Origin of the sequence: Klebsiella pneumoniae complex sp. WS1778, from assembly GCF_049472055.1 — a bacterium.
Classification (GTDB): domain Bacteria; phylum Pseudomonadota; class Gammaproteobacteria; order Enterobacterales; family Enterobacteriaceae; genus Klebsiella; species Klebsiella quasipneumoniae.
Map to the genome: position 1 here is coordinate 1,510,599 of NZ_JBKGTJ010000001.1, position 13,081 is coordinate 1,523,679.

General features: G+C 59.6%; 11 protein-coding genes, 2 tRNA genes and 1 pseudogene. 7 read left to right on the top strand and 7 right to left on the bottom strand.

The genetic code is table 11. The features are described 5' to 3' along the window. The first annotated feature begins 358 nt into the window (after positions 1-358). From ACLEXF_RS07720 to ACLEXF_RS07730, 3 genes and pseudogenes are all read left to right on the top strand, one after another. A pseudogene (locus ACLEXF_RS07720) lies at positions 359-1,184 on the top strand (TetR/AcrR family transcriptional regulator). Further along, on the top strand, positions 1,123-2,037 hold the full coding sequence (locus ACLEXF_RS07725; RefSeq protein ID WP_223171745.1) for an MDR family oxidoreductase: 915 nt from the start codon (positions 1,123-1,125) through the stop codon (positions 2,035-2,037). The pseudogene ACLEXF_RS07720 and the gene ACLEXF_RS07725 overlap by 62 nt, the downstream one beginning before the upstream one ends. 118 nt (positions 2,038-2,155) lie before the next feature. Beyond that, the gene (locus tag ACLEXF_RS07730) at positions 2,156-3,088 is read left to right on the top strand and encodes a nucleoside recognition domain-containing protein (RefSeq protein ID WP_004203502.1); all 933 of its coding nucleotides are present in this window, start codon (positions 2,156-2,158) and stop codon (positions 3,086-3,088) included. Here the strand turns inward: ACLEXF_RS07730 and ACLEXF_RS07735 are convergent. Beyond that, entirely contained in the window at positions 2,999-4,621 is a 1,623-nt protein-coding gene (locus tag ACLEXF_RS07735; protein WP_049004400.1) for an alpha/beta hydrolase, read from the bottom strand. The genes ACLEXF_RS07730 and ACLEXF_RS07735 overlap by 90 nt on opposite strands. Before the next feature lie 270 nt (positions 4,622-4,891). Here ACLEXF_RS07735 and pmrD point away from each other — a divergent pair, with 270 nt between their 5' ends. Next, positions 4,892-5,137, top strand: a complete 246-nt coding sequence (gene pmrD, locus ACLEXF_RS07740) for a signal transduction protein PmrD (RefSeq protein WP_004203504.1) — start codon at positions 4,892-4,894, stop codon at positions 5,135-5,137. 129 nt (positions 5,138-5,266) lie between these two features. Continuing rightward, entirely contained in the window at positions 5,267-6,721 is a 1,455-nt protein-coding gene (locus ACLEXF_RS07745; protein ID WP_004203506.1) for an AMP nucleosidase, read from the top strand. Positions 6,722-6,889: 168 nt separating this feature from the next. Here ACLEXF_RS07745 and ACLEXF_RS07750 read toward each other — a convergent pair. The 3 genes from ACLEXF_RS07750 to ACLEXF_RS07760 all read right to left on the bottom strand — a co-directional run bounded on the left by ACLEXF_RS07750 (position 6,890) and on the right by ACLEXF_RS07760 (position 8,716). Further along, positions 6,890-6,965 (bottom strand) — tRNA-Asn (locus ACLEXF_RS07750). A gap of 126 nt (positions 6,966-7,091) precedes the next feature. Then, positions 7,092-8,528 carry an EmmdR/YeeO family multidrug/toxin efflux MATE transporter gene (locus tag ACLEXF_RS07755; RefSeq protein ID WP_004203508.1) on the bottom strand — a complete coding sequence of 479 codons (1,437 nt, stop codon included), beginning with the start codon at positions 8,526-8,528 and terminating at the stop codon, positions 7,092-7,094. 8 nt (positions 8,529-8,536) lie between these two features. Beyond that, the gene (locus ACLEXF_RS07760) at positions 8,537-8,716 is read right to left on the bottom strand and encodes a DUF5951 family protein (RefSeq protein WP_219633510.1); all 180 of its coding nucleotides are present in this window, start codon (positions 8,714-8,716) and stop codon (positions 8,537-8,539) included. A 5-nt stretch (positions 8,717-8,721) separates the two neighbouring features. On the opposite strand from ACLEXF_RS07760, the gene ACLEXF_RS07765 reads away from it, so the two are divergent. Beyond that, positions 8,722-8,797: transfer RNA gene (locus ACLEXF_RS07765), tRNA-Asn, on the top strand. A gap of 281 nt (positions 8,798-9,078) precedes the next feature. Further along, a complete protein-coding gene (locus tag ACLEXF_RS07770; protein ID WP_407259706.1) occupies positions 9,079-10,182 on the top strand; it encodes an AarF/UbiB family protein in 1,104 nt (367 codons plus the stop codon). On the opposite strand, the gene ACLEXF_RS07775 is transcribed toward ACLEXF_RS07770, so the two are convergent. From ACLEXF_RS07775 to ACLEXF_RS07785, 3 genes are all read right to left on the bottom strand, one after another. After that, complete coding sequence (locus ACLEXF_RS07775; RefSeq protein WP_049093797.1) at positions 10,179-11,150, bottom strand: sensor domain-containing diguanylate cyclase; 972 nt, start codon at positions 11,148-11,150, stop codon at positions 10,179-10,181. The genes ACLEXF_RS07770 and ACLEXF_RS07775 overlap by 4 nt on opposite strands. 205 nt (positions 11,151-11,355) lie before the next feature. After that, positions 11,356-12,192, bottom strand: a complete 837-nt coding sequence (locus ACLEXF_RS07780) for an alpha/beta fold hydrolase (RefSeq protein ID WP_004203515.1) — start codon at positions 12,190-12,192, stop codon at positions 11,356-11,358. Positions 12,193-12,384: 192 nt separating this feature from the next. Beyond that, positions 12,385-12,960, bottom strand: coding sequence for a hypothetical protein (locus ACLEXF_RS07785; RefSeq protein ID WP_231786916.1), 576 nt, complete (start codon positions 12,958-12,960; stop codon positions 12,385-12,387). Between the last annotated feature and the right edge of the window lie 121 nt (positions 12,961-13,081).

A 13,081-nucleotide genomic window follows, 5' to 3' on the forward strand; every position in this document is an offset into this window, starting at 1 on the left:
TTATTTAAACTGAGGTGGCAACCGGCGCCCGTTCAGGGGGGACAATGTGTTTTATCATGCCGGCATTGTCAATCCGCTATGGTCTGCAAATCATCGTCAGCCCGGCAATATAATCTCTACCATTCATCCTTATCATTCCGTGGCGGCCAGAGAGATATATGGTCAGCGGAATAGCCTCAGCGGATTGATATTCTCTGTCGTAACGGCCCGATATCCATGCATTAGCCATTATTGATAATCCGCGTTGCCTTTCATAAGCCGAATGCCTCGAAATCCCGCCCTTCGCTGCCATACATTGCTTGCCCCATACCAGGATTGGGGGTACCCTGACAAACAATTAAACCATACGGTCTAAATGATGAATCCCGCTATCTCCGCCAACCTGAAGCCCCGCCGCGGCCGACCGCCAAAAGCCGATCGGCAGTTTGTCGACACCCGCCAGGCACTGATTCGCTCGGGCCTGGAGGTGCTGACCGAAACGGGCTATCTCGCGGCGGGGATTGATGCGGTAATCAAGAATATCGCCGTGCCAAAGGGGTCGTTTTACCACTGTTTCAAAAGCAAGGAGGCCTTTGGCCTCACCGTGCTTGCCGCCTATGGCGACTACTTTGCGCATAAATTAGATAAATTCCTGCTGGACGACGCCGTGCCGCCGCTGGAACGGATGGCGGCCTTCGTGCGAGATGCCGGTCAGGGAATGGAGAAATACCAGTTTCGTCGCGGCTGTCTGGTAGGCAACCTGCTGCAGGAAGCTCCGCTGTTGCCCGAGGCATTTACCCAGCGGTTGCAGGCCATCCTGGCGGCATGGGAGGCGCGCGTGGCCCGCTGCCTGCACGAGGCGCAGGCTGCCGGGGCGATTGCCAGCGACACCTCACCGGAGGCGCTGGCCCAGGTGTTCTGGATCGGCTGGGAAGGCGCGGTGATGCGCGCCAGGCTGGTCCAGTCCGCCGCTCCCCTTAACCAGTACTGGGATTTCTTTGCGCACAATATGATGACAATAACACCTGCACAGGACGGCGATAGCGCCGATAACTCCCTTCAGACGAGGAATACTCAGTCATGAAAGCATTAGTTCTGGACCAGATTGACAACCGCACCGTGGCCGCCGTCAAAGCGATTGACCTGCCCGCCCTTGCCGAAGGCGACGTGCGGGTCGCCATCGACTGGTCGAGTCTCAACTATAAAGATGCCTTGGCGATCACCGGCAAAGGCAAAATCATCCGCCAGTTCCCGATGGTGCCGGGGATTGATTTTGCCGGCAGGGTAAGTGAAAGCCGCGATCCGCGCTTTGTTCCCGGCCAGGCCGTGATCCTCACCGGCTGGGGCGTGGGCGAAAACCACTGGGGCGGTCTGGCCACAGAGGCCTGTGTCAAAGGCGACTGGCTGGTTGCCCTGCCGGAGGCACTCAGCGCGCGCCAGGCGATGATCATCGGCACCGCCGGCTTTACCGCAATGCTGTGCGTCGATGCCCTCGTCAGTGCGGGCATCACCCCGGAAAGCGGTGATATCCTGGTCACCGGCGCCAGCGGCGGGGTCGGCAGCACCGCCGTGGTACTGCTGAAAGCGCTCGGCTACCGGGTGACAGCCGTATCGGGCCGCGAGTCGACGCACGATTACCTTCGCCAGCTCGGCGCCGACGCCATCCTGCCGCGCAGCGACTTCGCAGAGACCCGCCCGCTGGAGAAACAGCTGTGGGCGGGCGCGGTGGATACCGTTGGCGGCACGATGCTGGCTAAAGTGCTGGCGCAAACGCAATATCGCGGCTGCGTCGCCGCCTGCGGTCTGGCCGGGGGCTTCGATCTGCCGACCACCGTAATGCCGTTTATTCTGCGCAATGTGCGTCTGCAGGGGGTGGATTCGGTGATGGTGCCCACCGCAGAACGCGACGCGGTCTGGCAGCGTCTGGCCCAGCTGCTGCCGGAGGGCTACTACCAGCAGGCAGCCACCGAAATCACGCTGGAGCAGGCGCCAGCGTATGCCGCAGATTTCCTCAGCAACAATATTCATGGCCGCACGCTGGTCAACATCGGCCAGTAATTCTCTCCTCCCGGCGCCCCATGGCGCCGGTCCCCCGGGCGATCCTGACATATCATTTCCTTCCCCACGGGATTATGATGACGCGAACGAATGGCTTTGCGAGTGGTAAAGAACGTAAATGGATGTCATAAGCATCATTATGGCGGCGGGCAAATCGTCCGTTGACGTCGCGCTGTATACGCTGTTGCCGATCATGGTGATCATGCTGATTATCATGAAATATCTGGAGGTCCGCGGCATCCTCGATGTGATTGTGCGCTGGGTTGCGCCATTGCTGAAGCCCTTCGGCTTAACCGGGATGAGCGCCTTCGCCCTGATCCAGATTAACTTTGTCAGCTTCGCCGCCCCGCTGGCCACGCTGTCCATTATGGACAAACGCGGCGTTTCTGACCGGCAAATGGCCGCCACGCTGGCCATGGTCTTCGCCATGGGGCAAGGCAACGTCTTCTATCCCCTCACCCCTTTCGGCCTCCACTGGCTGGCCTCGATCGTTATCTCAGTGGTCGGCGGCCTGTGCGCGGCAGCAGTCGCCTGGCACGTCACCGGACGGCGCTTATCGGTCGCCGAGAATCCTCGCGCGGAAGCGCTGCCCAACGCCGAGCAGAACAGTCAGGGCATTCTGGCGGTGATCAATAGCGCCGGCTCCGACGCCATCCGCCTGGCGCTCGGCGCGGTGCCGATGCTGATCCTGTCGTTAACCATCGTCGGACTGCTGCAGGGCGCTGGCGCCATCGACCTGCTGCAGCAGTTGCTGAAACCGGTGCTCGGCTGGCTGCACATTCCGCAGAACTTTGTGCTGCCGGCGCTGGTGAAGTGCGTCGCCGGAGGCACCGCTTACTTTGGCGTCATTTCCGAGCTGATCCAGCAGGGCAAAGTCACCGTCAGCCAGGTCAACGCCTCGGCAGGCCTGCTGATCCAGACCTTCGATCTGCCCGGAATCGGTATTTTCCTCGGCATCAGCTCACGGTTTGTCCGCCTGTTTCGCTTCGTGGTTCCCGCGGCGATCGTCGGCATTCTGCTGCGCACCGTCCTGCACCTGAGCCTCTTTTAACGCCTGCGCGCTGGCCTGCGCCTTCAGGCAGGCCACTACCGCCGCCTGTTCGCCGCAGGCGATATGCTCATCGACGCGCGCCAGCATCCACGGAAAGAAAGGATTAGAGGTGACGCGCATTAACGTCTCCAGCCCCACGCTCAACGTTCCGGTTTCTCCACGCAGTGAAATGGTGCCCAGGCTAATGCCGTAGCGGTTCTTCTCGTCCGGCTCGCGGCCATACAGCGAGTCGCTCAGGGGAAACGGCACCGCCACATGCGACAGGGAGTACATATCCGCCGGCCAGGCAAGGTGTAGAGGATAACGATGCTCTTCCCGTTCCTGGGCCAGCGTAGTGCGGGCGACGGTCTGCAGCGTATGCGCCGTCGCGTTGGTCACCACCGTGGTGGTATAGGCCCTCGGCGCCGGCGGTAGCAGCGTATTCACCGCCGCATAGAGCGCGGGACGGAACAGGACCCGGAGATCCGCCGCCTGGTTTATGTCGAACACCACCAGCTCACTGCCGTTGTCCGGCAGGTAGCGATACAGGGACTCCACCACCGCCCGGGTGCTGACGGTGGAATCCATCACCGACTGAAAGGTGAGGACTGGCGGCAGCGCTTTCAGCTCCCCCTGACGGGACGCGCGAATAATCTGCTGCTGCAGCGCCTGGCTTAACAGCCAGGACTGTCTCGCCGCTTTTACCGGAAAAGAGTTGTACTTGAACGGGTTAAATTCAGGCGCCACGTTTAGCCAGGCCGCGCGGGCAAACGCCGGGAAGATGGACGGCAGCCCGGCGAGACCGGCAAAACGGGCAAACGCCGTCACGCCGATCATCGGCGACAGCAGGATAATCTGCTGCGGCTGGCGTAAATGGCTGTCCTCCAGGCTATCGAGGGCATACTTGAGCGCCAGCGCGCCGCCGTTAGAGTAGCCGACCAGATGCAGCGGCACGTCCGCCCCGGCCAGGCGCGTCGCTTCGCGCACCGCCAGACGCGTTGCCGCCAGCCAGGTCTCCCAGTCAACGGCGGTTAACGCACCTGGCGCGGTGCCATGGCCCGGCAAACGCGGCGCCACCGCCACATAGCCCCGCTGCCGCCAAAGTTGCGCCAGATAGCGCACGCTGTAGGGCGAATCGGTCAGGCCATGGAGCAGCACCACGCTGCCGCGCGGTTTGCCCTGCGGCAATAGTACAAAAGAGCGGTTCCAGTCCTGCGTAAACTGCCCCGGCCAGACCCGGCTATGGCGATAAAAGCGGTTGACTGGGGTTTTATCTTCTTCCGGCAAGGCCTCTGTCACCTCGCGCTGAAGATCGGCGAAAATCGTTTTCTCCCGCGCCAGATACTGGGCAAAGGTCGCCTGGTCGATCTCTTTGGCCGTCATCTCGTTGCCATGCCAGGTATGCCAGGAATGCAGCGCGGGGCCGCGCTGGGACTCATAGATCCGTCCGGCGAGAAACACCACCAGCAGCGCCAGCACCGCAACGATCCCTTTTTTTAACAGTGAGCCAATAACGGCGCCTGACGTTCGCCAGTGGCGTAAAACATGCTTCATGACGCTCTCTCTATTATTTTTCGCATAGCCGAACTCAGCTGCCCTATTCCTGACAGGCTATTTTCACTGTCTGCTTCTCAGCATAGCCATCGGCTCCGGCAAATTAAACCCGGCAGATCATTCATGTTCAGCGAAAAAAAGCCTACCGCTGAGATCAACGTTAGGTCGCCTATTTTTAAACACTGTATAAACCAAGGGGATAATCTTATTGTCAGGCCTTCAGGAAACATGAATTATCGGCAGGAATGTGATCAGGACAGGAAGATATAGATGGAGTGGTGGGTAAAAAAAGTGAGAAAAAATTCAATGACCAGCCCCTGCTGCGTCGTGCTTCAGAGCGGTACATTAGCGATGATTGCTGAAATTGAAGCCTGTCGCCTTCACCTGCAGGAAGGCGATAAACTTACTCCGCTGGCCGATGCGCGTTATTGTCTGAATAATAACCCGACACAGACGTTGAAGATCCTCAAAGCAACCCACTATAGCAGTGAGCGCTGGGCAAACGCCGGCAAATAAATCGGGTCCGACCCCTTTGCCAGAGATGATCTGGGTCTCTTCGCATCTGACAGATAAATTCCCCTTCGCCCTTTTCACGCTGTGACATACTATCGGGAATGTCAGCAGACCTGAAACAAGGAGCGAATCATGAATAACAAGGCCGCCAGTCTGACCCCGGAACAAGCGCTTGCCGAGCTGGAAGCGCGCTATGAAGCCTCGGTCACGGCATTACGCAAAGCCATCGGCGACTATATCGACCATAATACGCTCCCCGATACCGAAGCCCGCGCGGAAGGTCTTTTTGTCTATCCGCAGCTCTCGGTCTCCTGGGACGGCGCCGATCATAAAGCCCTCAAAACGCGCGCCTGGGGACGTTTCACCCATGCCGGGTGCTATACCACCACTATCACGAATCCGAAACTGTTCCGCCACTATTTGCTGGAACAGCTGACCCTGCTGTATCAGGACTATGGCGCGCATATCAGCGTCGAGCTGTCGCAGCATGAGATCCCCTATCCTTACGTGATAGATGGTTCCACCCTGACACTCGACCGCTCGATGAGCGCCGGTCTGACGCGCTATTTCCCTACCACCGAGCTGTCGCAGATTGGCGATGAGACCGCAGACGGCCTGTTCCATCCTACCGAGTTCTATCCGCTGTCGCACTTTGACGCCCGCCGCGTCGATTTTTCGCTGGCGCGTCTGCGGCACTATACCGGCACGCCGGCGGAACACTTCCAGCCCTACGTGCTGTTCACCAACTATACCCGCTACGTGGATGAGTTCGTCAGCTGGGGCTGCAGCCAGATCCTCGATCCCGACAGCCCCTATATCGCTCTCTCCTGCGCCGGCGGGATCTGGATCACCGCCGAAACCGAAGCGCCGGAGCAGGCCATTTCCGATCTGGCGTGGAAGAAACACCAGATGCCGGCCTGGCATTTGATCACCCACGACGGCAAAGGGATCACGCTGATTAATATTGGCGTCGGCCCGGCCAACGCCAAAACCATCTGCGACCACCTGGCGGTGCTGCGCCCGGATGTCTGGCTGATGATCGGCCACTGCGGCGGCCTGCGCGAAAGCCAGGCCATCGGCGACTATGTGCTGGCCCACGCCTATCTGCGCGACGACCATGTACTGGATGCGGTGCTGCCGCCGGATATTCCAATCCCCAGCATTGCCGAAGTGCAGCGCGCCCTGTACGACGCCACCAAGCAGGTGAGCGGGATGCCGGGCGAGGAGGTGAAGCAGCGGCTGCGTACCGGGACGGTGGTCACCACCGACGACCGTAACTGGGAGCTGCGCTATTCCGCTTCCGCGCTGCGCTTTAATCTCAGCCGCGCGGTGGCTATCGATATGGAGAGCGCGACCATCGCCGCCCAGGGCTATCGCTTTCGCGTCCCCTACGGCACGCTGCTCTGCGTCTCGGACAAACCGCTGCACGGTGAGATCAAGCTCCCCGGTCAGGCCAACCGCTTCTATGAGGGGGCCATCTCTGAGCATCTGCAGATCGGCATCCGGGCCATCGATCTGCTGCGCGCCGAGGGGGATCACATGCACTCGCGTAAGCTACGCACCTTCAACGAACCGCCGTTCCGCTAACCAGTGACGTGGGAATAAAGAGGAAAACGCTGGCGTTCCCCGCTGGGGAGCGTCAGCGCTCGGGTGAGCGAAACAAACGTCCCGGCGGTGACTCCAGGTTTTTCGTCCGCAAGGAAACAGGCAGACAGAAAAGCAAAAAGCCTGCTCGAAAGCAGGCTTTTTTAAATTTGGCTCCTCTGACTGGACTCGAACCAGTGACATACGGATTAACAGTCCGCCGTTCTACCGACTGAACTACAGAGGAATCGTGTGAACGGGGCGCATATTAACGATGACGCCGGACGCTGTAAAGCCTGTTTTTAATAAAATGAATCGTTTGCCGAATAATTCCTCACTTTGCGCAAAAAATGGCGTTTATCCGGCAAACGGATCAGGTTTCCGGCGTTGAGGCCTTCACCCGCGGGTACTTCCACAGCCAGCGACCGCTCACCATGCGGAAGTAAAACAGCACGCCGCGCACGGCCCAGTCGAGCACCATCCCTAACCAGACGCCGATCACCCCCATCCCCAGCACGATGCCCAGCGTATAGCCCGCCACCACCCGGCAGCCCCACATACCGAGCATCGACACCCACATGGTATAGCGTACGTCACGGGCGCCTTTGAAGGCGCAGGGTAAAGTCCACGACAGCGACCAGATCGGCATAAACAGGGCGTTGAGCCACAGCAGCTGCTTCACCACCTCTTTTACATCCTCTTCATGGGTATAGAAAGAGGCGATAAAGCCCGCGAACGGGGCACTGCCCCAGGCAATCAGCGTCAAAATAATGGTCGACAGCCAGAACACATGCCAGGCCTGGAATTCCGCCTGACCAATCTGCCCTTTCCCCAGCCGCTTGCCGGTGATGATCGTCGAGGCGGAGCCGAGGGCGTTGCCCGGCAGGTTAATCAGCGACGCCACCGAAAAAGCAATGAAGTTGCCGGCGATAACGTTGGTGCCCATCCCGGCGACGAACATCTGGGTCAGCAGCTTACCGCCATTGAACAGAACCGATTCGATACTGGCCGGGATGCCGATCCCCATCACTTCCCAGATAATGGCGAAGTTAAAGGGTTTGAAGTAGCCTTTCAGCGACAGCCGCAGCGCGGGATTGAGGCCCACCATCAGCACCCAGATAGTGGCGATGGCGCCAATATAGCGGGCAATGGTCAGCCCGAGACCGGCGCCGACAAAGCCCAGCCCCGGCCAGGAGAAGAGGCCATAGATGAGCACGCTGCTGATTAGGATATTGAGGATGTTCATCCCGCCGTTGATTAACAGCGGGATTTTAGTGGTACCGGCCCCGCGCAGCGCCCCGCTGCCGATCAGCGCAATCGCCGCCGCCGGATAGCTCAGCACCGTCAGCTCGAGATAGGTCAGCGCCAGGTCCTTGACCTGCGGGGTGGCATCGCCGGCGACAAAATTAATAATTTCCTGACCAAAGGCGTGGATCACCCCCGCCAGCACAATGGAAAACAGGGTCATAATGGCCAGCGACTGGCGCGCGGCCGCTCTCGCCCGCCGCCGATCTCGCTTGCCAAGGCTAAAGGCCACCACCACCGTGGTACCCAGATCGATGGCGGCAAAGAACGACATGATCACCATGTTAAAGCTATCGGCCAGACCCACCCCGGCCATGGCCTCTTTTCCCAGCCAGCTGACAAGGAAGGTGCTCAACACCCCCATCAACAATACGCAGGCATTTTCCAGCAGAATGGGCACAGCGAGGGGGCTGATTTCGCGCCAGTACAGCACACGATAACGCTGACGTTTTTTAAACCAGGATGTCCGTTCGACTGCCTGGCGTACGGCGGAGGTGACGTTCAAGAGAGACCTTAGTGAGAGATGTTGAAACAACATTTCAAATGATGATCGAGAAATGGATATCCTGCAAAGTATTTTTCCGTAATAATTGTCGGAAATGACAACAAATTGTTGATGGAAGCGGCAGTTGCACCTGAACGGACGAATTGATGTTTGACAAAAGATTTTTCGCCGCTAAGATACGACTCCACACGATTCCTCTGTAGTTCAGTCGGTAGAACGGCGGACTGTTAATCCGTATGTCACTGGTTCGAGTCCAGTCAGAGGAGCCACATTTAAGAAGCCTGCTTTCGAGCAGGCTTTTTGCTTTTCTGCGTCTCTGGCCTTAACGCAGAATCGCATCCAGCCCGGCAAGCACCTCATTGACAACGGCGACAGATATGCGTTTCAGACGCTTGCCTTTCGCTACCGCCACCCTACGCCCCAGGTATCCTCCATGAACACGCCGCCGCTCAGCCTGAAAAAGCGCCCGGCGGTAGGATGATTTTGCTGACGCTTGCGGGTGAGATAGCGTGAATGAATCACTCTGTCCTATGTCTTATAAGGAGGCGCCATGAACCTCAGACAACAGCAGCAGCAGGCGTTTGACCGCAGCGGTCAGCCGCTTATCGTCGGCGACGTCAACCACTGTCCACTGCCGCCGGAGAGCCTCGCCGCGCTGGGTCCGGATTCCCCCTATGTGGTGCAGGTATACGGTTCGGGTCTGACCGGCGAGGTTTACCGGCTGCGCATCGCCGGTAAAGAGTATAATTTAAAGAAACGACGTGCCGTCGCCGGCGTTGCCAATCTTAACGGCCAGCTGTCGTTTTTGAATGAGGTACAGCGCCGACAGGCGTTGCAACGGCTGAAGGATGACCCAAATACCGCACCGCGCTTCACCCACATCGTCCCAACGCTGTATGCCGATTATCGCCTCGGCATCCTGCTCTCCCCCTGGATCGATGGCGAGCCGATTCACCAGCTGACCCCGCCGCTGATCGCCCAGCTGTTCACCACGCTGGAAGCCTGCGAGGAGCAGGGACTGATGGAGTGGGATCTCTGTAGCGGGAACCTGTTGGTGGACCGGGAGGAGCAGCTGTGGCTGTTCGATTTTGGCTATATGTATCCCTTCGACCCGCTGAGAGAATTCAACAGCAACGGTCTGGCCGATCCCCTGTTTCACTTTGTCGAGCGCTTTGAGACCCGCTTCTTTTTTAGCTGGCTGATGACCCGGGTGCCCAATGCCGAACAGCAGCTGGCGCAGTATCGCGAGATGAAGCGGCTGGCCGTCGAAAGCTACCGGCGCAAGCTGGTATGGCTTCGCGCCCGGCGGGCAGCCCCGCAGGTACAGGCTCATTTTCAGCAGATAACGACGCGCTGGGAGACGGCGCTGGCTGACCCTTCCGCACTGCGCCGCTTGTTTGCCCTGGAAGCCTTCCGCTCCCATGTGCTGGATATTGAAGACGACCTGCATGGCCAGTCCTGCACCTTGCTCACCCTGCAACGTATCGACTGGGTGATAGGCCAGCTGGAACAGCATTATCGCTTTATCGCCGACGAAGGCGGCCTGTTTTACGACAACGCTGGGAAATCGCAGCAGGCGCTGCTCGGTGACTATGCACAAAAGCGGCAGCAGGCGCAGCAGTACCTGCTCAATGCCGCCGCGGTAAAGGATTAACGGCGCTCGCGCCCCTGTTTCTGCTTCGCCTGATACATCAGGCGGTCGGCGGTGGCCACCAGCGCGTTGAGACTGGGATGGCTGGCGGGATCGTACTCGACGCAGCCCCAGGAGAACGCCAGCTGCCAGGGGTGAGCCGCCTGTTGATTGAAACGCGCTACGTTGTGGCTGAGCGTCTCCATTGCCGTCGCGGCATCGTGGCGGCTGGTATTAGCGAACAGAATAATAAACTCATCGCCTCCCTGCCTGGCGAGGATATCGGATTCACGGAAGGCGGTTTTCATCAAATCGGCGATGGCGATCAGCGCGCGATCGCCCTCTTCATGCCCCCAGGTATCGTTGATGTGCTTAAAGCGATCGAGGTCGACAAACGCCAGGCTCACCGGCTCATGGCGGCGCTGGGCCGTCAGCAGGGCATACTCGGCCAGGGTGAGGAATCCCCGGCGGTTAAACAGTCCCGTCAGCTCATCGGAGGTTGCCGCATCCAGCACCTTGAACTCATCCTCCACGATCGCCGCCAGATCGCTTAAGATCTGTATTTCATGCGCGGAGAACGAACGCGGCTGATGGTCCATCAGACAAAAAGACCCCACCGTCGCGCCATCCGGCAGCTGAACCGGGTACCCGGCGTAAAAGCGGATAAACGGCGCCTGAATCACCAGCGGATTGTCGTGAAAACGCTCGTCCTGCTGCATGTCGTTAACGATAAGCGGGTCGGTTTGCAAAATGGTATGGGCGCAAAATGAAATATCTCTCGGCACCGTGTCCACATCCAGACCGGCACAGGATTTGATGTGCAGCAGATCTTCCCCTACCAGGCTGATGGAGGCCACCGGCAGGTTATACAGCGAACGGGCAAGCCTGGTCAGGCGATCAAAGCGTTCTTCTTTTCCGCTATTCAACAGCCCGGAAGAGCGAAGCGATTGCAGGCGACGCTGCTCGTCGGGATGAAGTCCGGCTAATTTCATTGTCTCTCTCTTGTCTCTTGCGCAGAATTCCACCGGGCTTCCGACAGGAAACCCGGTGTTTTATCCTGCCAGGGGAAAAATAGTCGTCAGGTATCCCATGAGTTAAGCAGATTTCCCCTGCTCGTCAACCGGCGCGCCCCGGCGACTGGCGGCCAGGGCGCTGGCGGAAGGCCATTGACGGCTTTCCGCCCGGCGAAAGGGAAGATCAGGCGCGGATAAACGCCAGCAGGTCGGCGTTGATGGTATCGGCGTGAGAAGTGTGCATCCCGTGCGGGAAGCCAGGATAAATGATCAACTGGCTGTTGGGCAGCAGCTGGTCCTGCAGGATAGCGGCATTTTTATAGGGAACCACCTGATCGTCATCCCCCTGCATAACCAGCACCGGCAGCGTAATCGACTTAAGATCTTCGGTCTGGTCGGTTTCTGAAAACGCCTTGATGCCTTCATAATGGGCTTTGGCGCTACCGATCATCCCCTGTCGCCACCAGTTCTGGATCGTCCCCTGCGACACCTCCGCCCCGTCACGATTGAAGCCATAGAACGGGCCAGAGGCGACGTCGAGATAGAACTGGGCGCGGTTAGCCGCCAGCGCTTTGCGGAAACCGTCAAACACCTCGATCGGCGTGCCGCCAGGATTCTGTTCGGTCTTGACCATCAGGGGCGGGACGGCGCTGATGAGCACCGCCTTCGCCACCCGCCCCTGCGGCTGACCGTAGCGGGCCACGTAGCGGGCAACCTGGCCACCGCCGGTAGAGTGTCCAACATGGACCGCATTGTGCAGATCCAGATGCTCCACTACCGCCGAGACGTCTGCCGCATAATGGTCCATATCATGCCCCTCGCTGACCTGATCGGAGCGGCCATGGCCCCGGCGGTCGATAGCGATGACCCGAAAACCTTCGGCAAGGAAAAACAACATCTGGTTATCCCAGTCGTCGGCGCTTAACGGCCAGCCGTGATGGAAAACAATCGGCTGAGCTTCCTTTGGACCCCAGTCTTTGAAGTAAATATTGACGCCGTCTTGGGTGGTGACAAATGCCATGTTACAGACTCCTCTCTCAGGATAACCAGCCTGCAGGCCCGTGCCTGGGCTGAATGCCGACGGCGGCCGGCTGAGATGCCAGCCGCGCAGGAATGTGATGCCAGTAACAGTGTAGAAGAAATTTATCACCCTGCCGGACGACTTATCCCGTCTCGCTTGATCGGCTCGCTCAAGCCCAGCAAGCGCCAGCGGCTACGCCGCACTCTCCTGCTGGCGGATCCGCACAATCAGCGCGCCGAGCAGCGACCAGTCCAGCAGCACGGCGAAGGCAAAGCACACGCCGCCGCGTCCTGCCCCGGCGGTGTGCCAGGTCAGCAGCGTCGCCGCGATGGCGACAGCCACGCTCAGCGCCGTGGCGCCGCTGACGCGGCTACCCGACAGTGCCGCCCGTCCCGCGGCAACGCGCCAGGCGACAGCCGCCCCCGCGCTGCCAAACGTCACGCCGGGGAGCAGCGCCGGCCAGGCCTGACCGCCATACCACGCCACCAGCGCCAGCAGCCAGCCGGCCGCCGACAGCAGGAAAGCCCAGCGCGTCGCCGCCAGGGGCGCCCGATAGAGCCTGGGCTGCGCGCGCGCGAATCCCCATCCGGCGCCGAAGGCCGCGATCAGGAGCGCCAGCAGACCCAGCGTGCCGCTCGCCCCGATAACGGGGGCTATGATTAACAGCAAGGCCCCGGCGGCGAAGACCACGCTGAGAGCGATGGCGCGGCCGCGCGGGTCGATGGTTCCCGCCGCGTCCGCGGCGGCATGGTGGTGTAAAACGTGCATATTCAGCTCCTGACACCGTAAACGACATGAAAATAACTCATGCCATCGTCTTTACATGCCCGTAGCCTATCGCCACTATACAGGGACACACAAACGCATAGTTTTCAGCCATAGATGAGAA